The organism is Ruegeria sp. CF1, assembly GCF_056537445.1.
Window position 1 is genome coordinate 160,752 of record NZ_JBQFRN010000002.1, and the last position, 25,587, is coordinate 186,338.

Below are 25,587 nucleotides of genomic sequence, written 5' to 3' on the forward strand. Positions count from 1 at the left end.
CCCATGCCGAACCGTTCCCAAATACAGGCCCGCGCCGCCATGATGCGTGTCCGGTTCGAGGCGGCGGGCGCGCAGGTGGTTGATACGCCTCTGCTGCAGCCAGCCGGGACGCTGCTGGACCTCTATGGAGAAGACATCCGCGCCCGTGCTTACGTAACCTCGGACGCGCTGCGGGGTGAGCAGATGCTGCGCCCAGATTTCACCCTGCCGGTGGTACAGATGCACATGTCCGATGGGGCTGAACCAGCAAGATACACCTATTCCGGCGAAGTGTTCCGCCGTCAGGAACACGATCCGGATCGTGCTAATGAGTATATCCAAGTCGGCTACGAAGTATTTGATCGCGAAGACCCCGCCGGAGCCGATGCCGAGGTGTTTTCGTTATTTGCCCTGCAATTGCGCGGGCTGCCCTTGCGGGCAGCGACAGGTGATATCGGTATTCTGATCGCTGCTGTTGAGGGTCTCAAGACCACTAGCCGTCGTAAGGCTGCACTGATGCGGCATCTCTGGCGGCCTCGCCGGTTCCGCGTTTTGCTGGACCGATATGCCGGACGCAAAGCAAGTCTCGAGGGGCGCGATGCTTTGCTTGACGCGGTCGACCCATTGGCGATTGACGTGCCCATGATCGGTAAACGCCGCGCGCCGGAAATCCTCGACCGGATTGAAGCCCTGCGCGAAGACCGCGCTGCGCCGCCGATCTCGGACAATGAACTGGCCGGTTTGGAGACGCTGCTTAATGTGCGCGAAACCATGCCTTTCGCGCTGGAACAACTGCGTGACATTGCGGTTGATCTGCCACAGATCACATCTGCTTTGGATCGTTTGGAAGCTCGTATCGCAGCCCTGCAGGCGCGTGGCGTGGATGTGAATACACTGGATTTTGAGGCGTCTTATGGCAGGACCTCGATGGAGTACTACGACGGGTTTGTATTCGGCTTTTACGCCGAAGGCCGCCCTGATCTGCCACCGGTCGCGACCGGTGGGCGCTATGATGCGCTGACCAGGCAATTGGGTGGTGGAGCCGAGATTCCGGCAATTGGCGGCGTGATCCGCCCGGACCTGATGCTCGAAATCGAGGAGGCTGCACAATGAGCCTGAAACTCGGTGTGCCTTCGAAGGGCCGGTTGATGGACAAGACCTTCGCATGGTTTGAAAAGCGCGGCATTACACTGTCGCGCAGCGGATCAGACCGGGAATACGCGGGCAAGGTTGATGGGATTGGTGGCGTCTCGCTGATCCTATTGTCTGCAGGAGAGATTCCGCGCGAGCTGGCGGCGGGACGCATTCATTTGGGCGTGACCGGCATCGATCTTGTGCATGAAAAGCTGCCGCGCTGGGAGCAGCAGGTGGAAGAGGTTGCACCTTTGGGGTTCGGCAAGGCGGACCTTATCATCGCAACCCCAGCCTGCTGGGTCGACGTGGACACTCTGGATGATTTGGATGCAGCGGCGGCAGGTTTTCGCAGGGCGCATGGCCATCGGCTGCGGATCGCTACCAAGTACCACCGTCTGGTCCGCGAATTCCTGACCGAAGCGGGAGTGGCCGATTACACGCTGGTCGACAGCCAGGGCGCAACCGAGGGGACGGTGGTGAATGAGACAGCCGAGGCGATTGCCGATATCACCTCGACCGGGGAAACACTGCGGGCGAACCACCTGAAAATCCTGTCGGATGGGTTGATCCTGCAATCGCAGGCCACGCTGTGGCGCAGCCGCGTGGCCAAATACGATGCGGCTGAAAAGACGGCTTTGAATGAGCTGCTGGACAGGTTGGCCTAAAGCACCCCAATTTCCGCTAATGCGCGGTTCAGATCGTCGGGCAGGGCATCGTCCTGCTCGCGATTTTTAGGCAAGTCGGCAGGGGTGTCCTCAGGCTTGAGATACCGCCAGCCCTGAAATGGACGCTTCAGAGCGTTCTGCGTTCTGTGTACTTCGGGGTCCAGGACGATGGCGCAGCGGCGGATGCCATCCTCACCACGGACTTCATCCAGCCGCAGGATGCGCTGGCGGCACTGGACCACACCTTTGATCACCCAATAGATCGACCCGCCATTCAGAATTTCAGCGTCGCGCTTGGGCCACATTCGGGTGACGTGGCGCGGGTATCCGTCCTCATAGAGTGGTTTGCGGCTGTCTTGCCACGCCATCAGCGTGTCGACGCTTTCTGACCCAACCGAAAGTTTGATGAGGTTTACGTACTTATCCACAGCTTTCCCACAGAGTCGTCCCAAGGGTGATCCCTATATTGTAGCCCTCATGCGCTTGTCATCAAGGTGTTGTGGTTTAGATGTGATCTGGGCTAATCTGAATGCCTCTTTCAGCACAGGGAATCACCAATGAGCCGCTTTGCCGCCCCCATCGCCGAGCAGATCTGGGATATGAAATACCGCTTTAAACAGGCGGATGGTACGCCCATCGATCAGACAGTCGAGGACAGCTGGCGGCGCATAGCTCGTGATCTGGCGCGTGTGGAAGAAGACCCGGCGCATTGGGAAGAAAAATTCTATGAGGCGCTAGAGGATTTCAAATACCTTCCTGCTGGCCGCATCACCGCCGGGGCGGGCACCGCGCGACAGGTAACCCTGTTCAACTGCTTTGTGATGGGGACGATCCCCGACAGCATGGGCGGTATCTTCGACATGCTGAAAGAGGCCGCGCTGACCATGCAGCAGGGCGGGGGGATCGGTTATGATTTCTCGACGATCCGTCCGCGTGGGGCAGATGTGAAAGGGGTTGCGGCAGATGCCTCGGGCCCGCTAAGCTTTATGGACGTCTGGGACGCCATGTGCCGCACGATCATGTCTGCAGGCTCGCGTCGTGGTGCGATGATGGCGACCATGCGCTGCGACCATCCGGATATCGAACAGTTCATCACCGCGAAATCCGACCCGGCGCGTTTGCGCATGTTCAACATGTCGGTTCTGGTCACCGATCCATTCATGGAGGCCGTCAAGGCCGATGGACCGTGGGATCTGGTATTTGACGGAAAGGTCTATCACACCGTTCAGGCGCGCGATCTTTGGAACAAGATCATGCAGGCCACCTATGATTATGCCGAGCCGGGCGTGATCTTTATCGACCGGATCAATCAGGCGAACAATCTGAATTACGTCGAGACGATCTCGGCGACCAACCCGTGCGGAGAACAACCTCTACCGCCTTATGGTGCCTGTCTGCTGGGTTCGATCAATCTGGCACGGTTGGTTGCCGAGCCGTTCGAGGATGCCGCGCATCTGGACGAGGAGGCCTTGCAAGAGCTGGTGGCCACCGCCGTTCGCATGATGGACAACGTGGTGGACGCGTCGAAATTCCCGCTGGCCGAACAAGAAGCCGAGGCGCAAGACAAGCGCCGCATCGGGCTGGGCGTGACTGGTCTGGCCGATGCGCTGTTGATGTTGGGTCTGCGCTACGGCTCGGACGAGGCGGCGCGTCAGACCGAGCGCTGGTTGCACGCAATCGCGCGCGCCGCGTATCTGGCGTCGGTCGATTTGGCGAGGGAAAAGGGCGCTTTCCCACTGTTTGACGCCGAGAAATATCTGGCCAGCGGCACCATGCAACAGATGGATGACGATGTGCGCGACGCAATCCGCGAACACGGCATCCGCAACGCGCTACTGACCTCGATCGCGCCGACGGGTACGATTTCGCTGTATGCGGGCAACGTATCTTCGGGGATCGAGCCGGTTTTTGCCTATGCCTACACGCGCAAGGTGCTGCAAAAGGACGGTTCGCGCACCGAAGAAGAGGTTGTGGACTATGCGGTGCAGATGTGGCGCGACAAGTTTAGCGACGCCGAATTGCCCGAGTATTTCGTGAATGCGCAAACACTAAGCCCGTCCCATCACGTAAAAATGCAGGCGGCGGCTCAAAAGTGGATCGATAGTTCGATATCGAAGACGATCAACTGTCCCGAAGATATCAGCTTTGACGCCTTCAAAGACGTCTATATGCAGGCCTGGGATCAGGGGTGCAAAGGCTGCACGACCTATAGGCCAAACGATGTGACCGGCTCGGTTCTGAGCGTATCGGAAAGCGACGACAAAGCGCCAGGTGAAAGCGCGGATGCCCCGCATGAGGTTGACGGGGGCGAGGTCGTTTATATGTCCGAACCGCTTGATCGCCCACAATCGCTTGAAGGGTCGACTTACAAGCTGAAATGGCCGGACAGCGAGCACGCAATTTATCTGACAATCAACGATATCGTCATTGGCGGACGCCGTCGCCCCTTCGAGGTGTTCATTAACTCGAAGAATATGGAGCATTATGCTTGGACGCTGGCTTTGACCCGGATGATATCGGCCGTGTTCCGACGCGGTGGCGATGTGTCCTTTGTGGTCGAGGAACTGAAAGCTGTGTTCGACCCGCGCGGCGGGGCCTGGGTTAAAGGCAAGTACATTCCGTCCATCCTGGCCGCGATTGGCGGCGTGATCGAGCAACACATGGTCAATATCGGCTTCCTTGAGGGCGAAGGCATGGGCCTGAAATCCGACCCTCGGGCGCAGGTGGTCAACATGGACGCCCCGCGTGGCAAGGCTTGCCCATCCTGTGGTCAGTTCGACATGGTGATGATCGAAGGCTGCATGACCTGCCGCAGCTGCGGTTATTCTAAGTGTGGCTGATTTGGCGTAAAAGCTATCTGCAATCAATCAAAGTCGGCTATCTTCGCGGACTTCGGATCGAAGCGAACTTAGCGCGGTGCGCCAGACGTTCACCAACATTCGACGAAAAGTATCAATATGAGGCTGTTCTTTAGCAACATTTTCGTGATTGCTGCATTTCGGTCTCTTTTCCGCCCATTTTTTCGTTGATACATAAGCACAGTTACTTGTGGGATGAGTAAAAGTGCGGGCGGACAGATGAGAACCGGTTATAACGGTCGAATAGCAATATTTTGGACACAGACGGAAGTTGACGGGCTTGAGGCGGCGCCTTTGGCCCACTTGTGCGTTGGCAGTTCTTGGTCCTGGAGGGGGCGAGGGGTCCAACTCGCCGCAAGTGCAGACCAAGTTGCGCTGCACACAGGCTCCACCGGTCTTGGATCTATATTGGCGGCCGGAGCCAGTTTCGCCAACCCCGGCGAGATCAACGAAAGTGCCAAGATCGAGTTGTCAAACGGGGCTCAGACTTTCGTTGCCGAGCTGGTGCGTGAGGTGAACGAAGCGTCTCTGGTGCTTGTGTTTGAGGATGGATACCCTGAGCCTGATCAAGATTTCTGGGTCAGTTCGGCAGCTTCGCATATTGAACCTGTTGAGATTGACAGCGGTTATGACGACAAGGTTGTCGTGTTCCCGGCGGCTCGTGCAAATGCAAGTTCAGTGCCGGTAAGTCTATCAAATACTGCCGGTTGGGCCGCTGAATAACGGATACTTCTCAGAAAGATTCCAACTCTAAGCAGAAATCCTACCCTTTGCTTGCTCTGGCGTGTTGACTCTGGCCGAAGCAGGGATATAAGCGCGGCTTCATTGGTGTTGGTGGCCCCCGCGAGGGGATGCCTGTCATGGGGGAAACCTCAAGAGGACAACGCCCTTCATAGTGGCCCATCGGGGCCTCGATCCAAAGAAGGAGATCAGCCGTGACCAAACGCACGTCTGCCAAGTACAAAATCGACCGCCGGATGGGCGAAAACATCTGGGGTCGTCCGAAATCCCCGGTTAACCGTCGTGAATACGGCCCCGGCCAGCACGGCCAGCGCCGCAAGGGCAAACTGTCTGACTTCGGTCTGCAGCTGCGTGCCAAGCAGAAGCTGAAAGGCTACTACGGCGACCTGACCGAGAAGCAGTTCCGCCGCATCTATGCAGAAGCTGAGCGTGTCAAAGGTGACACCGGTGAAAATCTGATCGGTCTGCTGGAACGCCGTCTGGACGCCGTTGTTTACCGCGCCAAGTTTGTTCCGACCGTGTTCGCCGCACGTCAGTTCGTGAACCACGGCCACGTTAAAGTGAACGGCAAGCGGGTCAACATCCCGTCCTACCGCGTCAAAGAAGGCGACGTTATCGAAGTGCGTGACAAGTCCAAGCAGTTGGCCGTTGTCCTGGAAGCTGTCGGCTTGGCCGAGCGTGATGTGCCTGACTACATCGACGCCGACCACTCGAAAATGACCGCGACTTTCGTGCGTGCACCGGGCCTGAGCGATGTGCCTTACCCGGTTATGATGGAACCGAACCTGGTCGTCGAATTCTACGCGAAGAACTAATCTTCGCCGACCTGTTGAGTTTAAGGGCCGCGCTTTCAGCGCGGTCTTTTTTGTTTTGATGGGGCTCTGCCCCAGTCGCTGCGCGACTCCCCCGAGATATATTTGGCCAGATGAAGAGGCGGATCAGATAGGAAGCGGGCGACTTTCGGCAATGGCCTCCATTGCGAAATAGGAGGTGACGCTGTCCAGTTCGATCTTATCGATGAGGCGTTGATAGACTTTGTCGTAAGAGGCCATATCTTCTGTAACGACCTTGAGTTGATAGTCATAGTCGCCGCCAATGCGATGGAAATCGACCACTTCAGGAATGGTCAGGACATGACTGCGAAAGGCCTGCAACCATTGGGCAGAGTGGTGGCGCGTGCGTAGCATGACGAAAACCACCAGATTCAGCCCAAGCTTTTCACGCGCGATGCGCGCCGTAGAACCTTGCAGGACACCTGTGTCGTTCAAGGCCTTTATTCTTCGCCAGCAGGCATTTTGGGACAGGCCGACCCTATCTGCCAATTCTCGCTGGGAAAGTGTTGCGTCTTTTTGCAGTTCCTTCAGAAGACGCGTGTCAATTTGATCTAATTTTTTCTCCATATAAACTCATATGACACAAAACTAGGGCATATAAAGCATAAAATTGTGAGGTTTCCACAGGATGGATCAATCATATTGGAGTTAGCAATATGGAGCCTGTGTTATGACCTTGTCCAACTTTCGCGCAGAAATTCAATCTGCTGCTCACGGAAATACTCTGCGTGATGGGCTGATCGGTGAGGGGGTACTCATCCCGGGTCTGCATGGGGACGTGCCGCTTGTGTATGCGGACTACGTTGCCTCGGGTCGCGCGTTGCGACAGGTCGAAAATTTCGTGGCCGAGCATGTGTTGCCGTTCTATGCCAACAGCCACACCGAAGCCTCCTATTGCGGTTCCTATATAACCCGTTTGCGCCGCGAGGCGCGGGCCGAGATCGCCCGCATAGTTGGCGCCAAGGAAGAGGACGCGGTGATCTTTACCGGGTCTGGCGCTACAGCGGGTCTTAACCGGCTGGTTAGTCTGCTGGGAGTGCAAGAGGCTAATCAGCCGGTCGTTTTGATCGGTCCGTATGAGCATCATTCGAACATTCTGCCGTGGCGTGAAAGCAAGGCGCGGGTGATCGAGATTCCAGAAGCCGTTGACGGTGGTCCCGATATGCAGGCGCTAAAGGCAGTGCTGATCGAACACGCAGATTCCGATCTTGTGATTGGGTCATTCTCAGCGGCGTCAAACGTCACCGGCATCATCACCGACTCTGATCCAGTGACGCGGATGCTGAAAGAGCATGGTGCGCTTGCGGTATGGGACTATGCGGGTGGTGGACCTTATTTGCCAATGGACATGGGGCCGGAAGATGCGCGGAAGGACGCGATCGTTGTCTCTCCGCATAAGTTTCCGGGTGGGCCGGGGGCGTCGGGTGTTCTGGTCGTTAACCAATGCGTTGTGAAGCGGACGTGTCCGAGTTGGCCCGGAGGTGGGACTGTCAGCTTTGTCTCGCCTTGGCGGCACGACTACAGCGCCGATCTCGCGACACGGGAAGAGGCGGGTACACCAAATGTGATCGGAGACATTCGTGCGGCCCTGGCCTTCATTGTCAAGGATGCGGTCGGAACGGATGAAATCGCACAGCGTGAGGCGCAGTGTAACCGCATGGCGTTGGATGGGTGGTCCGACAACCCACATCTGACATTGCTAGGTGCCGAGAATGCACACCGCCTGCCGATATTCTCGTTCCTCGTGTGTGATCGGAATGGGCAGCCGGTGCATCAGCAGCTGTTTACCCGGATGCTCAGCGATATCTACGGCATCCAGGCACGTGGCGGCTGTGCCTGTGCCGGACCCTATGCGCATCGTTTGCTGGGCATTGATCGGGCAACGTCGGAAGAATTGCATGCGGCCCTGTCGGAGGGTGAGGAAATGAAGAAACCGGGTTGGGTGCGGTTGAATTTCTCTTACCTCATGAGCGAAGAGACCGTTCAGTTCATTATCGACAGCGTTAACGAGCTGTCGCGCCGGACCGAGGAATTCGTCCCATTCTACAATGCCGATCCGGCGACGGCGCGCTTCAAAGCGGCGTAAGATAATTGCCGCTTTTCTCAACCCGTTGAGAAAGGTATGAGGGGCCAAGCTAGTGGAGCCCCTCATGAACCAGATCACACCTCAACCCGGCATAATGGACATCGCGCTGTATCAGGGCGGACAGTCGCATGTTGACGGTGTTGCGGATGTCATCAAGCTGAGTTCCAACGAAAACCCGTTTGGGCCAAGTCCCAAGGCGATCGAAGCGGTGCGCGAAAGTGCCGTTTCGCTGCATCGTTATCCCAGCACCGATCATTCCAGCCTGCGCGCCGCAATTTCTGAACGGCACGGACTGGATTCCAATCGGATCATCTGCGGTGTCGGCAGTGATGAAGTGTTGCAGTTCGTGGCGCAGGCCTATGCTGGTCCGGGTGATGAGGTGATATATACCGAGCATGGATTCTCCATGTATCCGATCATCGCGCGAATGGCTGGCGCGACCCCGGTCATGGTGCCCGAGAGAGATCGCCGTGTAGACGTAGATAGCATCCTTGCCGCGGTCACTGGGCAGACACGGATTGTCTTTGTGACCAATCCGGGAAATCCTACTTCAACCATGATCTCTGACGCCGAATTGCAGAGGTTGGCGGATGCATTGCCAGCCGATTGCCTGATGGTGCTGGATGGTGCCTATGCCGAATTTGTCGATGGTTTCGATGGAGGCGCAGGGCTGGTGGACCGGTTTAGCAATGTCATCATGACCCGGACGTTTTCGAAAGTGTACGGTCTAGGTGGGATGCGCGTTGGCTGGGGCTATGCGGCGAAAGAGATTATTGATGTGCTGAACCGCGTTCGTCAGCCGTTCAACCTGTCGCTGACGGCTCTTGCGGCGGCTGAGGCCGCCGTGCGGGATGAGGAATATCTGCGGTTCTGCCTGTCTGAAAATGCACGCCTCCGGATTTGGTTGTCTGATGAACTGGCGAAGGTCGGCGTTTCATCCGATGTGTCATGCACGAATTTCATCCTCGCCCGTTTTGCTGACAGGGCCGAGGCGGAAGCCTGCGATGACTATTTGAAAACGCAGGGTTTGATCGTGCGGCGGGTCGCGGGCTACAACCTGCCAAACGCGCTGCGGATCACCGTAGGCGACGAAATCGCCTGCGGTCGCGTGGTTGCAGCGATTACTGCGTTCAAAGGGGGCGCTGTATGAGCCAGATTTACGACCGTGTTGCGCTGATCGGGTTGGGCCTGATTGCATCGTCCATGTTCTGGGCGATCAAACGGGCTGGGCTTGCGGGCGAAGTGACGGGTTATGCGCGATCCGAGGCAACCCGCGAGACGGCGCGCCAGATCGGCCTTTGTGACCGGGTTTGCGAGACCGCGGAAGAGGCGGTCGAGGGTGCTGATCTGGTGGTTCTGTGTGTTCCGGTTGGCGCAATGGGACCTGTGGCGCAGCAGATTGCACCGGTTCTGAAATCCGGTGCCACCGTTTCAGACGTGGGGTCGGTAAAGCGTCACGTGATTGACGCCGTCTCACCACACATACCTGATGGCGTTCATTTCATTCCGGCGCACCCACTGGCTGGGACCGAGCATTCCGGGCCTGATTCGGGTTTCGCCGAACTGTTCGACAACCGTTGGTGCCTGTTGGTGCCGGTCGAAGATTCCGATCCGGATGCGATCGCTCGCCTGCGGGCTTTGTGGGAGGGTCTGGGATCGAATGTCGATGAAATGGACGCCGCGCATCATGATTTGGTGCTGGCGGTCACCTCGCACGCACCTCACCTGATTGCCTATACGATGGTGGGTGTTGCGGATGATCTCCGGCGGGTTACAGACACCGAAGTCATCAAGTATTCGGCAGCTGGTTTCCGCGATTTCACCCGCATCGCGGCTTCGGACCCGACGATGTGGCGTGATGTGTTTCTGACCAACAAAGACGCAACGCTGGAGATTCTGGGCCGGTTCACGGAAGAGCTCTTTGCGCTACAGCGGGCCATCCGAACAGGTGACGGAGAGCAATTGTTCGACTACTTTACGCGCACACGGGCGATCCGCCGCGGCATCATTGATGCGGGCCAGGATACGGATGCGCCAGATTTCGGGCGGGGAAAAACATCGACATGAGAAAGATCGGTTTCAGCCATTTGATTTTCTGCGTTGCTTTGGCGGCAACGACTGCAAATGCGGCGGCGCCTGAAACTTCTATTGTGCCGTTGACGCGCCCGGAAACCACCCAAGCGATGGTGGCAATCCTCACCCCCAACATCCGGCCTGTGCTACGGCCCGCTTCGCCGCAGGTAACGGCCGCTGCAGCCCGTCCCGCTGAATTACCATTGCTCGGGCCCGAGAATTCGATCCGCCCGTTTGTGCGCCCGGAAGAATTGGAACAACGCGTCTTTCTTAAGAAACGCAAGCTGCGTAAGGGTTCAGTCTGTGGCGATATCGATATTCAGGGTAAGCCGGTTGGACGTGTGAAGGGCAAGATCAAAGCCTGCGGGATTAAGGATGCAGTGCAAATCACCTCAGTATCGGGGGTCGGGCTGAGCCGCCCAGCGACGATGGATTGCGGCACTGCACAGGCGCTGAATAATTGGGTCGACAAAACTGTAAAGCCCACGTTCAAACGCCGAGGTCCGGTGGTCGAGCTACAGGTCGCCGCGCATTACGCCTGCAGAACACGTAACAACCGTAAAGGGGCGCGGATTTCTGAGCATGGTAAAGGGCGCGCCATCGACATTTCGGGCTTCAAGATGGCCGATGGTGAGGTGGTGACGGTTCTGAATGGCTGGCGCAAAAATCCGTCCAAGAAGCAACTGACCAAGGTATGGCGCGGCGCGTGTGGGCCATTTGGCACGGTTCTCGGACCAAACTCTGATCGCTACCATCGGGATCATTTCCACCTAGACACCGCGCGCTACCGCAGCGGCACCTATTGCCGTTAACGCAGTACCAGTCTCGGGGCAGGACCAAGGGGCAACGGACCCAAGGCGACGAACCCATCTCTGAAATTCAGCTGTAAATCCAGCGCATTTGGGTTGCCACCCAGTCCAGCCATGAAGCCCAATGCACGGGTCACAGGATCGACTGCCTGATCCGGCAGCGCACCTGCGGCGTTTGCCATCGCGATCATGTCGCGCCAGTTTTCGGCTTTCATCGCAATTTCACCCGTTGGAATGCCCTGTTCGTCAACTTCCAGTTCGCCGGTGGCGAACAGACGCAGCTCACCCCATTTCATTTCTGCCAAACGCAGATCAATCGCAACGGGTTGGGGGCGACGCTGCTCAAGTGCGGTGCGGTCCCACGGTTTGTCGAAAGTGACAAACATATCCATTTCCAGCGTTTCGAACGATTGCGGCAGGGTCGATGCTGAACGCATCAGGCGTCTCAGATCATCGCCGGGGGTAAATCCGTCGATCTTCGCAGTAATCCCATAGCTTTCGGGCGCTCCAGATTGCTCCATCACAAGGCTCAGCGACTGGCCTCCGGCTTGCGGATCACCTTCGGTTGTCAGCAGCCAGCGCTTTGAGTTCAGCGCCATTTTCTCGAGCACCAGCGCGACACCGGGTTGGAGCTGCAATTCGGCTTGTAGCGCTTCGGCCTGAACGGTCGTGGTCTGGTCGAAATAGGAAAGGCGCTGCGGCGTACTGGCAAAGCGCAGCATCTGGCGGCCGGGCCAGATTGCTGGGCTTTGGAACTCGACCCAGTCCGCACTCCACGCCGTTCCGTTGACCGGATCGGCCAAAGCGGGATTATTGAGGCGTGTGATGTGCTGAAATGGATATCCTGCCGTCGACACGTCCGAGAATTCGGCCTGCCAGCCCAGTTCTTGCTGCCGGTCAAACCAACCGGTCAGGGCGTTTCGCAGACCATAACCGGCGACAAACCAGTAGGCGCTCCACGCGAGGGCGATAAATACGAAAACGCGTATCAGACGGCGCATGATGAATGGCCCTTTTTCCTGCCTCGGATTTGATGTTTATAGGGCCAAACGGGCAAGGACCAGTGCAATGACGATGTGGGTATTCGGATATGGATCGCTGCTGTGGAACCCGGGCTTTCCGGTGGCACGCAGCGAACGCGCTAAATTGCACGGATATGCGCGGTCGTTTTGCATGCGCTCTATCCACCATCGCGGCACGGAAGAAGACCCCGGTTTGGTATTGGCGCTGGACGAACAGCCAGACGCGCATTGCGCTGGATTGGCGCTTTCTGTCGAGGCGGGTCACGAAGAGCGCACTTTGGCTGAATTGCGTGAGCGTGAGCTGATCTCGTCAGCCTATCTGGAGCGGATGCTGGACGTGCAACTGGACTGCGGGCAGATCGTAAAGGCAGTGACTTACGTCATCGATGCTCACCACGTTCAGTATTGCGGCGGTCTTCCATTGGAAGAGCAGGCTCAGATCATCGCCCACGCGGTTGGCGGACGTGGGCCAAATACCGAATATCTCTACAATACTGCCTCGCACTTGACCGAGATCGGACTGCACGACCCTGATCTTGAGTGGTTGTCGCAACGGGTGCGGACAATCAGCGCATAAACTCTTGGCGTCACGGGGCGAACTTCGATAGGTTCAGCCCAGAGCAGACAATACCAGGAGCCACGCGCATGGCGCAGGCACAACAGGGCGTGAGACCACATTTCTCACAACCGATCCGTCAGATTTTGATGATGCTGATCGCAATAGGGCTGTCAGGACTTGGCGTGTTCATGGCGTTGCCATATGTACTGCCGGTTATTCAGGCCAATCTGTATCTTAACGGGTTCATTTTGCTGGTCTTTGTCATCGGTGTCGCTGCCTGTTTTCTGCAGGTCACACAGCTGATCGGATCGGTTCGTTGGATCGAAGCCTTTGCCGGAGGGGTCGAACGTGACGATGTGCGCCCGCCGCAACTGCTTACCCCACTGGCGTCGTTGTTGAGGGAACGCGGGGCGCGGTCTCAGATCAGCTCTAGCTCTACCCGATCGATCCTCGATTCCGTCGCCGAACGGGTCGAAGAAGAGCGCGAGATCACCCGCTACATCACCAACGTGCTGATCTACCTTGGCCTACTGGGGACATTTTTTGGTTTGGCCACCACTGTCCCCGCCATCGTTGATACGATCCGCAGCCTGAACCCGCAGGAAGGTGAAGAAGGTCTGGCCGTCTTCAACCGTCTGATGACAGGATTGGAAGCGCAGCTGCAGGGCATGGGCGTTGCTTTTGGGTCGTCATTGCTGGGTCTGGCCGGATCCTTGATCGTCGGTTTGCTGGAACTATTCGCGGGCCATGGCCAGAACCGGTTCTATCGCGAATTGGAAGAATGGTTGTCCTCAATCACCCGCGTTGGCTTTGCTGCGGGCGATGAGGGCGGCGCGGAACTGGCCGTGCTGACCCCAGTACTGGACGCCATGTCTGAACAAATGGATGCACTGCAGGACATGTTCTCGGCGCAAGAAGTTGATCGCACGAACGTCTCGACCAAACTGGGACATTTGGTCGATGTCATCGGGGAAATGAACCAGCGGCAGGCCCAGACCGAAGGCGTAACGGCTGCGCTTGAACGTGTGGCGCTGGGGCAGGACGCTTTGTTGGATCACATGCGCGAACATGGCGCGGGCGAGGGGATCGATGCGGAAAGCCGCATGCGCCTGCGGTCGATGGATGTTCAGTTGCTGCGTATACTCGAAGAAATCTCCGCTGGTCGTCAGGACAGCATGAACGAACTGCGCAAGGATTTTGAGTTACTGGTCAAAGCGTTGACCTTGCCACGGGGCGCCGTACGAACGCCGCCAGAAGGAGAGTAACCCATGGCGCTGTCCCGCCGCACAGGTCAACGATTTTCGGGCTCGGTCTGGCCCGGCTTCGTGGATGCGATGACGGGATTGTTGATGGTGCTGACCTTTGTGCTGACCATCTTCATGGTCGTGCAATTTGTGCTGCGCGAAACCATTTCAGGGCAAGAGGATGAACTGACTGCGCTGTCCGACGAAATCGCCGCTCTGGCCGGGGCGCTGGGGCTGGAAGAGCGGGAAAACAGCCGTCTTCAAGCGCGTCTTGGGAACTTGAATGCAACGCTTAATCAGGTCGAAGACGATCTGGCGCAGGCACAAACCCGCATAACCGACTTTGAAGCACAGGTCGCGGCTTTGCTGGCTGATCAGGCGCGTGCGCAGGGGGATATCGCCGCGCTAGAAACGCAACGCGATGAGTTGCTAAATGAACAAGATGCCTTGAATTTGGCACTTGCTCAAAGCAGACAAGAAATCGACGCACAGGCCGAAGCCGCCCGCCTTGCCGCGGCTCGACGCGAAGCACTTGAAGCTCTCGTCGCCGAACTTGAAACCAGCGAAGATGCACAGGCAGCTCAGATATCCGAGCTAGAACAGCAACTGACCGAGGAAGAGGCCGCGCGTCTGGCCGAAGCCGCCGCTGCTGAGGCGTTGCGTGATCGATTGCAGAATGCAGATGCTGAACTGACAGCGATGACCTTGGCGCTGGAAGCGCAGCGAAAGGAAGCCGAGGATACCCTGACTTTGCTAGCTGCGGCACAGGCTGCCAAGGCAGAGCTTGAGCGTCAGTTCGGTGAGATCAATGCCGAAGAACTGAGGGAACAACTGCAGGCGGCACTGGATGCCCAAACCCAAGCACTAGCAAATGAAGCTGAACAAAGGTCGCTGGCCGAGGAGCGCGCGGCGCTGCTGGCGCTCGCCCGAGAGGCGCTTGCATCGGAACAGGAAATCTCGACCGAAGCGCAACGTCAGACCGCGCTGCTTAATCAGCAGATGGCAGCCCTGCGCAGCCAGTTGGGGTCGCTGCAGGCTTTGTTAGACGATTACGAAGAACGTAATACCGCCGCCGAGATCCAGATACAGACGCTGGGCCAGGATCTGAATGCCGCTCTAGCGCGCGCAGCCTCGGAAGAACGCCGTCGCCGACTGCTGGAAGAGGCTGAACGTATTCGGCTGGAAGCCGAGGCCGAGAAACTGGCGGGCCAAAATCAGGAACTAGCCGCACAGGCCGAGGATTTGCAGCGCTATCGCTCGGAATTCTTCGGGCGACTGCGCGATGTGCTGGGCGATCAGGATGGCGTGCGCATTGAAGGTGACCGTTTCGTGTTCTCGTCTGAGGTGTTGTTTGCCACCGGGTCCGCAAACCTGTCTGCGGAAGGTCGTCAGGAGGTTGCCAAAGTTGCCAATATTCTGCGAAGCGTTGCCGCAGAAATACCCGAAGGGTTGAACTGGGTCATCCGTGTCGATGGTCACACCGATAATGTGCCACTTGCAGGCAGCGGACGATATCGCGACAACTGGGAGCTCAGCCAGGGCCGTGCCCTTTCTGTGGTGCGCTACATGGTTGATGCGCTGGGCATTCCACCTGATCGTTTGGCGGCAAACGGGTTCGGAGAATTCCAACCCGTTAATCCCGCCGACACACCCGAGGCGCGCGCGCAAAACCGTCGGATCGAGTTGAAGCTGACAGAGCGGTAAGGCTGGTTCGAACCACCTTGGATCACCTGCCAAACAAGAAAAACGCCCACCGAAAAGGCGGGCGTTTTTCGTTATAGAGGCTGTAGGTTAGTCCGCTGTCAAGAGCGGGGGCTTGTCGCCCGGAATGCGGGGCTGATCGGGGCCCAGGATTTCCAGATTCAGCTCGCCCTTCTTCATCGAGACACGGACCACGCCGCCTTTGGCCAGTTTGCCGAATAGCAGTTCCTCGGCCAGAGGTTTCTTGATGTGTTCCTGAATAACACGACCCAGAGGTCGCGCACCCATCTTGTCATCATAGCCCTTGTCGGCCAGCCATTCGGCGGCACGCGGTGTCAGATCGATGGTCACGCCACGATCCAGCAACTGTGCTTCCAGCTGCAGGACAAACTTCTCAACGACCTGCAAAATGACCTCTTTCGGTAGTGGTGCAAATGAGATCACAGCGTCCAGGCGGTTGCGGAACTCCGGCGTGAACATACGTTCGATCGCTGCGGTATCCTCACCTTCGCGCCGGTCGCGGCCAAAGCCGATGGCGGCTTTCGCCTGCTCCTGCGCACCTGCGTTCGATGTCATGATCAGGACCACGTTGCGGAAATTCACCGTCCGGCCATTGTGGTCGGTCAATTCGCCGTGATCCATCACCTGCAACAGGATATTGAATACGTCCGGGTGCGCTTTTTCGATCTCATCAAGCAACAAGACGCAATGTGGGTGCTGGTCGACACCGTCGGTCAGCAAACCACCCTGATCAAACCCGACATAACCCGGAGGCGCACCGATCAGACGGCTGACCGCGTGCTTCTCCATGTATTCCGACATGTCGAAACGCAGCAGTTCAACACCAAGCGTGTCAGCCAACTGTTTCGCCACCTCTGTTTTGCCAACACCGGTGGGGCCAGCGAACAGATAGTTGCCGATGGGTTTTTCGGGCTCACGCAGACCGGCGCGCGCCAGTTTGATCGCACTGGACAGCGCTTCGATCGCTTCATCTTGACCAAACACTACGCGTTTCAGAGAGGTTTCGAGATCTTTCAGAACCTCGGCATCATCCTTGGTGACGTTCTTGGGTGGGATACGCGCAATCTTGGCAACCACCGCCTCGATCTCTTTGACGCCGATGGTCTTGCGACGTTTGCTTTCGGCCAGCAGGTGCTGCGCTGCCCCGGCCTCATCGATCACGTCGATGGCCTTGTCGGGCAGTTTGCGGTCGTTGATATAGCGCGCCGACAATTCGACAGCTGTCTTGATCGCGTCGGCAGTATATTTGATCGAGTGATGCTCTTCGAAATATGGTTTCAGACCGCGCAGAATTTTGACACTGTCCTCGACCGACGGCTCGTTCACGTCGATTTTCTGGAATCGGCGGCTCAGCGCGCGGTCTTTTTCGAAATGCTGACGGAACTCTTTATACGTGGTCGAGCCCATGGTGCGCAGTTTGCCACCCTGAAGCGCTGGCTTCAGCAGGTTCGACGCATCCATCGCTCCGCCCGAGGTTGCACCCGCTCCGATCACAGTGTGAATCTCGTCGATGAAGAGAACTGCATCAGGGTGCTCTTCCAATTCGGTCACAACCGCTTTCAGACGCTCTTCGAAATCGCCGCGATAGCGAGTTCCCGCAAGCAGGGCACCCATATCGAGCGAGTAGATAGTGGTTTCCGACAACACGTCCGGGGCCTCGCCTGCAACGATCTTATGCGCCAGACCTTCGGCGATGGCGGTTTTGCCGACACCGGGGTCACCTACCAGCAGCGGGTTGTTCTTGCGTCGGCGACACAGCACCTGAATACAGCGTTCAACCTCGTCCGAGCGTCCGATCAGCGGATCTACATCACCGGCGCGTGATTTGGCGTTCAGATCAACGCAATATTTGCCAAGCGCGCTTTCTTTCTGCTCGGCGTCACCAGAGGTCGTCTGAGCCTCTTCTTCGGCTTCATCAGCACCCGTAACAGGACGATTCTCTCCATAGGCCGGGTCTTTGGCCACACCATGTGCGATGAAGTTTACCGCGTCATAACGGGTCATGTCCTGCTCTTGCAGGAAATAGGCTGCGTTGCTTTCACGTTCGGCGAAGATGGCCACCAGTACATTGGCCCCGGTCACCTCTGTGCGGCCAGAGCTTTGAACGTGGATCGCGGCGCGCTGAATGACACGCTGGAAGGCTGCAGTCGGTACTGCTTCTGACCCGTCGATATCAGTGACGAGGTTTGACAGATCTTCGTCGATGAATTCGACCAAGGTGCTGCGTAACTCGTCTAGATCGACGCTGCACGCTTTCATGACGCGCACCGCATCGGGTTCTTCCAACAGCGCCAGCAGCAGATGCTCTAGCGTTGCGAATTCATGTCGCCGTTCATTCGCCGCCGCAAGGGCCGCGTGGATGGCTTGTTCAAGTGTGCTCGAGAATGAAGGCACGCGGGTGCTCCTCTGTATTGGGCCGGAAGGGGGCGGGCTGCAGGCCGGATCCCCATCCCAACCATGTCCTCATACTATTAGAGTTTGGTTGATCCCGCCCCGGCTTCAAGGGTTTTCTTTCACTTGACAGTCACATTTGTTGTGACCGTGGCCGTGATTGGGGCTTGAAACGGGTTAAAAGCTGTCTTTTTGGGCTCGAATTTCGGCGAATACGGACACTGGATCAGAGTTTTCCATGCCCAGATGGGCCTGAATCGCCGGATCAGTGGCCCTTAGAAACGGATTTGTCGCCTTTTCCAGGCCCAAAAGCGAGGGCACAGTGGGTTCTCCGGCAGCGCGGGCGCGATTAATATCGGCCACGCGGTCAAGCAAGGCTGGGTTGTCGGGATCGATGGTCAGGGCGAACTTGGCGTTTGCCTGTGTGTATTCGTGGCCTGAGCACACGATTGTTTCATCGGGCAGGGCCGCCAACTTGCTGAGAGAGGCCCACATTTGCGCAGGCGTGCCCTCGAACAATCGTCCACATCCCAGCGCCATCAGGCTGTCAGCGGTGAATACAACGCCAGTTTGGGGCATGTAGAATGCAATGTGCCCAATTGTATGACCGGACACATCAAGAACCTCGACCGGCTCACCGCCGATATAAAATGTGTCACCTTCAACCACCGCCTGATCGAGTTTTGGCAACCGATGCTCATCTGCTTTTGCGCCGATCACACGCGCGGGCTGTTTCGCCAGAATGTCGCCCAGCCCGTCCACATGATCCCAATGATGATGGGTCAGCAACACATGGCTTAGCTGCCAGCCGCGCGAATCCAGTTCAGCCAGAATCGGAGCTGCCTCTGGCGCATCGATCAAGGCAGTCTCACCGCTGGCCGGATCATGGGCGAGAAAGGCGTAATTATCGCTGAGGCAAGGAATGGTAACGATCTCAAGAGGCATGGCCTTTTGCCCTTTCATTGCTAGACTGCGCCCAGCTAAGCCGATTGACCGGGTGTCCGCAATGCATCTTGATGTGCAGGATCTGAGGAATTTCTACTATCGCAGCACCCTGGGTCGCGCGGCCCAGGCAGCGATCCGTGGTCGGTTGGTGGATCTTTGGCCCGAAGCCAAGGGGCAAACTGTGGTCGGATTTGGTTTTGCCGTACCTTTATTGCGGCCTTACCTCAAAGATGCGCGCCGTGTGATTGGTCTTATGCCTGGTCCGCAGGGTGTAATGCCATGGCCTGCGGGGATGCCCAATGTTTCCGTTCTGACCGAAGAGACGATGTGGCCAATCGAAACAGGCCATGTGGATAAACTGGTGGTGATGCATGGTTTGGAAACTTCAAACCGACCCAGCCAATTGCTGGAAGAATGCTGGCGCGTTCTGGGGCCCGGAGGGCGTGTGCTATTTGTCGTACCGAACCGGGCCGGGCTTTGGTCGCGCTCAGACCGGACGCCGTTTGGCTTTGGGCAGCCCTATTCAACAACCCAATTGGAAAACCAATTACGCGCGCACCACTTCGTCCCTGAAAACCATTGCTCGGCGCTTTACCTACCGCCTTCGTTCCGTAGGTTCTGGCTAAAATCGGGCAGCCTGATCGAGAAGACTGGGCAACGCATCCCAACCGTCATGGCCGGAGGTGTGCTTATGGTTGAGGCCAGTAAACTCATTCGCCCGCCTAGCGGAAGCGTTACCAAAGACACAGCGAAGCGCCCGATCAAAGCGTTGGATGGTTTGTTAAAGCCTGCGTGACAGTCCGGCGCATTTTGAACGGAAAAAATGCGGGAAAAAGGTCACAGGAATCGCAAAAACCTGCATATTCGTAACATTTTTCAACTGCCCCAATCGGTCCAAAGGGTCGCAGTTGGGTTAAGTGTATGAAAAATAATAATTTGTGGATAAAACTGTTACCGCTATAGCGTATTGCTTGGTTGGAACACCTCTGCTACATCCCCGGTGATTTTGATCCCCGCCCTAAATGGACGGGGTTTCCTCACGCCCCAAGGTAGCGGCCGCTACTCAAAATCGGGGCCTCAAATATCGGAAGGGTGGACGTGTCCGAACCAGCTTCGATTTCCACTGGCATCGCCGAGCGCTATGCCACCGCGATCTTCGAGATCGCTAAAGAGAATAACGACCTTGCAGGTCTGGAAACCGGAATCAACGATCTGGCAGCAGCATTGGGTGACAGCGCTGAATTGCGCGACCTGATCGCATCGCCTTTGGTTTCGCGCGCCGAACAGGAAAGCGCAATCACCGCTGTTGCGGACAAGATGGGCCTGCATGCCATCCTGCGCAATACGCTGGGTTTGATGGCGCAGAAACGTCGTCTGTTCGTTGTACCGCAACTGGTGCAGGTTCTGCGCGACATGCTGGCTGACGAGCGTGGCGAGGTGACCGCCGATGTCGCCTCGGCCAAGGCGCTCACCAAGACCCAAATGGATAAACTGTCCAAGACGCTGTCCGAGCGTGTGGGCAAGACCGTGACAATCAATGCGACCGTGGATGAAAGCCTCATCGGCGGTCTTGTCGTTAAAGTGGGCTCGAAAATGATCGATAGCTCGATCCGTTCGAAGCTGAACTCCCTACAGAATGCAATGAAAGAGGTCGGATAAATGGGAATCCAAGCTGCAGAGATTTCTGCAATCCTGAAGGACCAGATCAAGAATTTTGGTCAGGAAGCCGAAGTGGCCGAGATCGGCCGCGTGCTGAGCGTCGGTGACGGGATTGCCCGTGTATACGGCCTGGACAACGTGCAAGCGGGCGAAATGGTCGAATTCCCCGGTGGCATCATGGGCATGGCCCTGAACCTGGAAAGCGACAACGTCGGTGTTGTTATCTTCGGTTCCGACCGTGACATCAAAGAAGGTGACACTGTTAAGCGCACCAACTCGATCGTGGACGTTCCGATCGGTGACGAGCTGCTGGGCCGCGTTGTTGACGGTCTGGGCAACCCGCTGGACGGCAAAGGCCCGATCAACGCGACCAAGCGTGGCGTTGCAGACGTTAAAGCGCCGGGCATCATTCCGCGTAAATCGGTTCACGAGCCGATGGCAACCGGCCTGAAATCGGTTGACGCAATGATCCCAATCGGCCGTGGCCAGCGTGAGCTGATCATTGGTGACCGTCAGACCGGTAAAACCGCCGTTGCTCTGGACGCGATCCTGAACCAGAAAGTTTACAACGACGCAGCAGGCGACGATGAGTCGAAGAAGCTGTACTGCGTGTACGTTGCGATCGGTCAAAAGCGTTCGACCGTTGCTCAGCTGGTGAAGAAACTGGAAGAGTCCGGTGCGATCGACTACTCGATCGTTGTGGCGGCAACCGCGTCCGACCCGGCACCGATGCAGTTCCTTGCACCTTACGCCGCAACCGCGATGGCCGAATACTTCCGCGACAACGGCCGCCACGCGCTGATCATCTATGATGACCTGTCGAAGCAGGCTGTGTCCTATCGTCAGATGTCGCTGCTGCTGCGCCGTCCGCCCGGACGTGAAGCCTATCCTGGCGACGTTTTCTACCTCCACTCGCGTCTGTTGGAACGTTCGGCAAAGCTGAACGAAGACTTCGGTGCGGGCTCGCTGACTGCTCTGCCGGTTATCGAAACTCAAGGTGGTGACGTTTCGGCGTTTATTCCGACCAACGTGATCTCGATCACCGACGGCCAGATCTTCCTAGAAACCGAACTGTTCTACCAAGGCATCCGCCCCGCCGTGAACACCGGTCTGTCGGTTTCGCGTGTGGGCTCCTCGGCTCAGACCAACTCGATGAAGTCGGTCGCCGGTCCGGTTAAACTGGAACTGGCTCAGTACCGCGAAATGGCTGCCTTTGCGCAGTTTGGTTCTGACCTCGACGCCGCGACCCAGCAGCTGCTGAACCGTGGTGCGCGTCTGACCGAGCTGATGAAACAGCCACAGTACTCGCCGCTGACCAACGCTGAAATCGTCTGCGTAATCTTCGCCGGCACCAATGGTTACCTCGACAAGATCGACGTGTCCGATGTTGGCCGTTACGAAGCTGGCCTGCTGGCGCACCTGCGCGGCAAGCACGCGGACCTGCTTCAGTGGATCACGGACGAAGATCCCAAGATCAAGGGTGACGCTTCCGACAAGATCAAGGCTGCGCTGGACGAATACGCCGCAACCTTCGCTTAAGGGAGAGGCGGGCATATGCCAAATCTTAAGGACCTTAAAAACAGGATCGAGTCGGTTAAATCGACCCGCAAGATCACCAAGGCCATGCAGATGGTCGCGGCCGCAAAACTGCGTCGCGCCCAGGAATCTGCCGAAGCCTCGCGTCCCTATGCCGAGCGGTTCAATGCCGTGATGGCGGGGCTGGCGGCTTCGGTCGGGGGCAGCGACAGCGCCCCCAAGCTGCTCCGTGGCACGGGCAGTGATGATGTCCATCTGCTGGTTGTCATGACAGCTGAACGCGGCCTGTGTGGCGGCTTCAACTCGAACATCGCCAAGCTCGCTCGCCAAAAGGCGGACGAGTTGCGCGCCAAAGGCAAGACGGTCAAGGTTTTGACCGTCGGCAAAAAAGGCCGCGACGCGCTCAAGCGTGATTTTAGCGATCTGTTCGTTGGACATATCGACCTGAGCGAGGTCAAGCGTCTGGGGTATTCCAACGCGCAAGACATCGCCAAGGACGTCCTGTCTCGTTTCGACGGGGGTGAGTTCGACGTTGCCACGATCTTCTACTCGAAGTTCGTCAACGTTGTGACCCAGATCCCGACGGCACAGCAGGTCATCCCCGCCTCGTTCGAAGATGAAGCGACGGGTGACGATAGCGGTGCGGTATTCGACTACGAGCCCAGCGAAGAGGCCATTCTGGCCGACCTGCTGCCCAAGGGGGTTGCCACCGCGATCTTCTCGGCTCTGCTCGAAAATGGAGCGTCTGAACAGGGTGCACGGATGTCCGCAATGGACAACGCGACACGCAACGCGGGTGAAATGATCGACAAGCTGACGATCCAGTTCAACCGCTCGCGTCAGGCCGTGATCACCAACGAGCTGATTGAAATTATTTCCGGCGCCGAAGCGCTGTAGAGACATACCGGAGACGAAACATGGCGAATGCAAAAGGCAAAGTCACACAGATCATCGGGGCCGTCGTCGACGTGCACTTCGAAGATCAGCTGCCTGAAATTCTGAACGCGCTGGAAACCACCAACAACGGCAAGCGCCTGGTGTTGGAAGTTGCTCAGCACCTGGGTGAAAACACCGTCCGCACCATCGCGATGGACGCGACCGAAGGTCTGGTTCGTGGCGAGGCAGTCACCGACACCGGCGCTCCGATCTCGGTTCCGGTTGGTAACGCCACCCTGGGCCGCATCCTGAACGTGGTTGGTGAGCCGATCGACGAAAAAGGTCCGGTTGAAGCAACCGAGGCCCGCGCGATCCACCAGCCCGCGCCGACCTTCGACGAACAGTCGACCGAGTCGGAAGTTCTGGTAACCGGCATCAAGGTTGTTGACCTGCTGGCCCCCTACGCCAAAGGCGGTAAAATTGGCCTCTTCGGCGGTGCCGGTGTGGGCAAAACCGTTCTGATCATGGAGCTGATCAACAACATCGCAAAAGTGCACTCGGGCTTTTCGGTGTTCGCGGGTGTTGGTGAACGGACTCGTGAAGGGAACGACCTGTATCACGAGATGATCGAATCGAACGTTATTAAGCCGGACAACCTGTCGGAATCGCAGGTGGCCCTGGTTTACGGTCAGATGAACGAACCTCCCGGAGCACGTGCACGTGTTGCGCTGACCGGTCTGACCCTGGCCGAACAGTTCCGCGACCAGTCCGGTACTGACGTTCTGTTCTTCGTCGACAACATCTTCCGCTTCACGCAGGCGGGTTCCGAGGTTTCGGCTCTGCTGGGTCGTATTCCTTCGGCGGTGGGCTACCAGCCGACCCTGGCCACCGACATGGGTGCCCTGCAGGAACGCATCACCTCGACCAAGTCGGGCTCGATCACGTCCGTGCAGGCCATTTATGTTCCTGCAGACGACCTTACCGACCCTGCGCCAGCAACCTCGTTTGCTCACTTGGACGCGACCACCGTTCTTAACCGTGCGATCTCGGAAAAGGGTATCTACCCGGCGGTTGACCCGCTCGACTCGACCTCGCGTCTGCTCGACCCGGCCATCGTTGGTGAAGAGCACTACAAGGTCGCAACCGACGTTCAGCAGATTCTCCAGCGCTACAAGTCGCTGCAGGACATCATCGCCATCCTCGGCATGGACGAACTGTCGGAAGAGGACAAACTGACCGTGGCACGTGCCCGTAAGATCGAGCGCTTCCTGTCGCAGCCGTTCGACGTGGCCGAAGTCTTCACCGGTTCGCCGGGCGTTCAGGTTCCTCTGGATGTGACCATCGCGTCGTTCAAAGCGGTTGTCGCTGGCGAATACGATCACCTGCCCGAAGCGGCCTTCCTGATGGTTGGCGGCATCGAAGAAGTGATCGCCAAAGCGGAGAAGATGGCCGCAGAAGCCGCCTAAGGAGTATCCCTGATGGCAAACATGATGCAATTCGACCTCGTCAGCCCTGAGCGGAGCCTTGCTTCGCTTAGCGCGACGGCGGTCCAGATTCCCGGCGCGGACGGGGACATGACAGCAATGCCCGATCATGCCCCCACAATTACAACTCTGCGCCCGGGCATCCTGAAGGTCGAAGCACCCGAAGGCTCCAGCGAATACCTGGTCACCGGCGGGTTTGCTCAGATCAATGGTGATGGCCTGTCGGTTCTGGCCGAAAAAGCCATCCCAGTTGCCGAAGTAACACGTTCGCATCTGGACGATCTGATCGCTGACGCCCGCGCCTCGCACGAGGCAGCCAAGGCCGGTGACGATCAGACCATCGTCGACGATGCTGCAAAGTTGCTGGCTGACATGGAAGCTCTAGGAACGCATATGAGCCTGTAAGGGTTCATGACATTCTGATCACTTGGAACGGCCCCGTATACGCGGGGCCGTTTTTTTGTCGTGATTTTGCCATTCGCTGAAGTTAAGCTGCAGGAATTGAACAATAAAAGACGATAGATGAAAAAGTTTCAAACCCATCCCATCGGCATTGATCAGGGCGAGGAGGTCTTGTTTTCCGATTTCGCCGATGGTGGCGTGATGTGGACTGGTGAGGGCCCGCGTGAGCGTCGTGTAAGCGTCCGTTTTTCAGAAGTGTTCCGCTCTGTGCCAATCGTCCAGATAGGCGTGGTGCTTTGGGATGTGGATACGTCTTCCGCTTTACGGGCTGAAGTTCAGGCCGAAGATATAACGCTGGAAGGATTCAATGCGGTGTTTCGCACCTGGTCCGATACGCGTATCGCCAGAATTCGGGTGAATTGGACCGCAATTGGAGATGTTTCGCATGAAGACGATTGGGACATCTCGTGAAGCAGGCCTGTTCGTGACATAAGATTGCGCACCTTCGCGCGTCGTCCCATAAAGAAGACTGGCCACCCCAAATAGCGGCTAGCGCAACCAGAGGATCT

The 25,587-nt window shown here is 57.4% G+C and carries 24 protein-coding genes; 19 read left to right on the top strand and 5 right to left on the bottom strand.

The window, feature by feature from the left end; all coding sequences use genetic code 11:
• Window positions 1-3: 3 nt before the first annotated feature.
• Both ACRZ96_RS05890 and hisG read left to right on the top strand, forming a co-directional pair.
• Window positions 4-1,092: an ATP phosphoribosyltransferase regulatory subunit gene (locus tag ACRZ96_RS05890; RefSeq protein WP_480706896.1), complete on the top strand. Its 1,089-nt coding sequence runs from the start codon at window positions 4-6 to the stop codon at window positions 1,090-1,092.
• The gene (gene hisG, locus ACRZ96_RS05895) at window positions 1,089-1,778 is read left to right on the top strand and encodes an ATP phosphoribosyltransferase (RefSeq protein ID WP_170401909.1); all 690 of its coding nucleotides are present in this window, start codon (window positions 1,089-1,091) and stop codon (window positions 1,776-1,778) included. Before ACRZ96_RS05890 ends, hisG begins: the two co-directional genes overlap by 4 nt.
• On the opposite strand, the gene ACRZ96_RS05900 is transcribed toward hisG, so the two are convergent.
• Entirely contained in the window at window positions 1,775-2,206 is a 432-nt protein-coding gene (locus ACRZ96_RS05900) for a DUF1489 family protein (RefSeq protein ID WP_170392480.1), read from the bottom strand. The two genes, hisG and ACRZ96_RS05900, sit on opposite strands and share 4 nt — an antisense overlap.
• A 129-nt stretch (window positions 2,207-2,335) precedes the next feature.
• Here ACRZ96_RS05900 and ACRZ96_RS05905 point away from each other — a divergent pair, with 129 nt between their 5' ends.
• From ACRZ96_RS05905 to rpsD, 3 genes are all read left to right on the top strand, one after another.
• Window positions 2,336-4,618 carry an adenosylcobalamin-dependent ribonucleoside-diphosphate reductase gene (locus tag ACRZ96_RS05905; RefSeq protein ID WP_480706895.1) on the top strand — a complete coding sequence of 761 codons (2,283 nt, stop codon included), beginning with the start codon at window positions 2,336-2,338 and terminating at the stop codon, window positions 4,616-4,618.
• 426 nt (window positions 4,619-5,044) lie between these two features.
• The gene (locus ACRZ96_RS05910) at window positions 5,045-5,359 is read left to right on the top strand and encodes a hypothetical protein (protein ID WP_170392467.1); all 315 of its coding nucleotides are present in this window, start codon (window positions 5,045-5,047) and stop codon (window positions 5,357-5,359) included.
• Window positions 5,360-5,571: 212 nt separating this feature from the next.
• On the top strand, window positions 5,572-6,192 hold the full coding sequence (gene rpsD, locus ACRZ96_RS05915) for a 30S ribosomal protein S4 (RefSeq protein WP_170392466.1): 621 nt from the start codon (window positions 5,572-5,574) through the stop codon (window positions 6,190-6,192).
• Window positions 6,193-6,315: 123 nt separating this feature from the next.
• Here the strand turns inward: rpsD and ACRZ96_RS05920 are convergent, their stop codons facing one another.
• The gene (locus ACRZ96_RS05920) at window positions 6,316-6,777 is read right to left on the bottom strand and encodes an Lrp/AsnC family transcriptional regulator (RefSeq protein ID WP_170401903.1); all 462 of its coding nucleotides are present in this window, start codon (window positions 6,775-6,777) and stop codon (window positions 6,316-6,318) included.
• 103 nt (window positions 6,778-6,880) lie between these two features.
• Here ACRZ96_RS05920 and ACRZ96_RS05925 point away from each other — a divergent pair, with 103 nt between their 5' ends.
• The 4 genes from ACRZ96_RS05925 to ACRZ96_RS05940 all read left to right on the top strand — a co-directional run bounded on the left by ACRZ96_RS05925 (window position 6,881) and on the right by ACRZ96_RS05940 (window position 11,181).
• Window positions 6,881-8,296: an aminotransferase class V-fold PLP-dependent enzyme gene (locus ACRZ96_RS05925; RefSeq protein WP_480771925.1), complete on the top strand. Its 1,416-nt coding sequence runs from the start codon at window positions 6,881-6,883 to the stop codon at window positions 8,294-8,296.
• A 64-nt stretch (window positions 8,297-8,360) separates the two neighbouring features.
• Entirely contained in the window at window positions 8,361-9,446 is a 1,086-nt protein-coding gene (hisC, locus tag ACRZ96_RS05930; protein ID WP_480706894.1) for a histidinol-phosphate transaminase, read from the top strand.
• A complete protein-coding gene (locus tag ACRZ96_RS05935; RefSeq protein WP_170420534.1) occupies window positions 9,443-10,363 on the top strand; it encodes a prephenate/arogenate dehydrogenase family protein in 921 nt (306 codons plus the stop codon). The genes hisC and ACRZ96_RS05935 overlap by 4 nt, the downstream gene beginning before the upstream one ends.
• A complete protein-coding gene (locus tag ACRZ96_RS05940) occupies window positions 10,360-11,181 on the top strand; it encodes an extensin-like domain-containing protein (protein WP_480814319.1) in 822 nt (273 codons plus the stop codon). The genes ACRZ96_RS05935 and ACRZ96_RS05940 overlap by 4 nt, the downstream gene beginning before the upstream one ends.
• Here the strand turns inward: ACRZ96_RS05940 and ACRZ96_RS05945 are convergent.
• Complete coding sequence (locus ACRZ96_RS05945; RefSeq protein ID WP_170636083.1) at window positions 11,178-12,179, bottom strand: DUF2125 domain-containing protein; 1,002 nt, start codon at window positions 12,177-12,179, stop codon at window positions 11,178-11,180. The two genes, ACRZ96_RS05940 and ACRZ96_RS05945, sit on opposite strands and share 4 nt — an antisense overlap.
• Window positions 12,180-12,246: 67 nt before the next feature.
• Here ACRZ96_RS05945 and ACRZ96_RS05950 point away from each other — a divergent pair, with 67 nt between their 5' ends.
• The 3 genes from ACRZ96_RS05950 (at window position 12,247) to ACRZ96_RS05960 (ending at window position 15,707) form a co-directional block, all read left to right on the top strand.
• Window positions 12,247-12,777 (top strand): gamma-glutamylcyclotransferase, encoded by a 531-nt coding sequence (locus ACRZ96_RS05950; protein ID WP_480706892.1) that lies wholly within the window; start codon window positions 12,247-12,249, stop codon window positions 12,775-12,777.
• 68 nt (window positions 12,778-12,845) lie between these two features.
• Window positions 12,846-14,024, top strand: coding sequence for a biopolymer transporter ExbB (locus ACRZ96_RS05955; protein WP_480614989.1), 1,179 nt, complete (start codon window positions 12,846-12,848; stop codon window positions 14,022-14,024).
• A gap of 3 nt (window positions 14,025-14,027) precedes the next feature.
• Window positions 14,028-15,707, top strand: coding sequence for a peptidoglycan -binding protein (locus ACRZ96_RS05960; RefSeq protein ID WP_170420542.1), 1,680 nt, complete (start codon window positions 14,028-14,030; stop codon window positions 15,705-15,707).
• Between the two features lie 87 nt (window positions 15,708-15,794).
• On the opposite strand, the gene clpA is transcribed toward ACRZ96_RS05960, so the two are convergent.
• The gene (gene clpA, locus ACRZ96_RS05965) at window positions 15,795-18,119 is read right to left on the bottom strand and encodes an ATP-dependent Clp protease ATP-binding subunit ClpA (protein ID WP_170401887.1); all 2,325 of its coding nucleotides are present in this window, start codon (window positions 18,117-18,119) and stop codon (window positions 15,795-15,797) included.
• Window positions 18,120-18,293: 174 nt separating this feature from the next.
• Entirely contained in the window at window positions 18,294-19,061 is a 768-nt protein-coding gene (gene gloB, locus ACRZ96_RS05970) for a hydroxyacylglutathione hydrolase (RefSeq protein WP_170512527.1), read from the bottom strand.
• Window positions 19,062-19,122: 61 nt separating this feature from the next.
• Here gloB and ACRZ96_RS05975 point away from each other — a divergent pair, with 61 nt between their 5' ends.
• The 7 genes from ACRZ96_RS05975 to ACRZ96_RS06005 all read left to right on the top strand — a co-directional run bounded on the left by ACRZ96_RS05975 (window position 19,123) and on the right by ACRZ96_RS06005 (window position 25,489).
• Complete coding sequence (locus tag ACRZ96_RS05975; RefSeq protein WP_170401881.1) at window positions 19,123-19,857, top strand: methyltransferase domain-containing protein; 735 nt, start codon at window positions 19,123-19,125, stop codon at window positions 19,855-19,857.
• A gap of 302 nt (window positions 19,858-20,159) precedes the next feature.
• Window positions 20,160-20,720 carry a F0F1 ATP synthase subunit delta gene (locus ACRZ96_RS05980; protein WP_170392445.1) on the top strand — a complete coding sequence of 187 codons (561 nt, stop codon included), beginning with the start codon at window positions 20,160-20,162 and terminating at the stop codon, window positions 20,718-20,720.
• The gene (atpA, locus tag ACRZ96_RS05985) at window positions 20,721-22,259 is read left to right on the top strand and encodes a F0F1 ATP synthase subunit alpha (RefSeq protein WP_170392443.1); all 1,539 of its coding nucleotides are present in this window, start codon (window positions 20,721-20,723) and stop codon (window positions 22,257-22,259) included.
• 15 nt (window positions 22,260-22,274) lie between these two features.
• Window positions 22,275-23,153 carry a F0F1 ATP synthase subunit gamma gene (locus ACRZ96_RS05990; RefSeq protein WP_170392441.1) on the top strand — a complete coding sequence of 293 codons (879 nt, stop codon included), beginning with the start codon at window positions 22,275-22,277 and terminating at the stop codon, window positions 23,151-23,153.
• Between the two features lie 20 nt (window positions 23,154-23,173).
• The gene (gene atpD, locus ACRZ96_RS05995) at window positions 23,174-24,598 is read left to right on the top strand and encodes a F0F1 ATP synthase subunit beta (RefSeq protein WP_039537698.1); all 1,425 of its coding nucleotides are present in this window, start codon (window positions 23,174-23,176) and stop codon (window positions 24,596-24,598) included.
• 12 nt (window positions 24,599-24,610) lie between these two features.
• Entirely contained in the window at window positions 24,611-25,021 is a 411-nt protein-coding gene (locus tag ACRZ96_RS06000) for a F0F1 ATP synthase subunit epsilon (RefSeq protein ID WP_480814320.1), read from the top strand.
• A gap of 117 nt (window positions 25,022-25,138) precedes the next feature.
• Complete coding sequence (locus tag ACRZ96_RS06005) at window positions 25,139-25,489, top strand: H-type lectin domain-containing protein (RefSeq protein ID WP_170420549.1); 351 nt, start codon at window positions 25,139-25,141, stop codon at window positions 25,487-25,489.
• The last annotated feature ends 98 nt before the right edge of the window (window positions 25,490-25,587 follow it).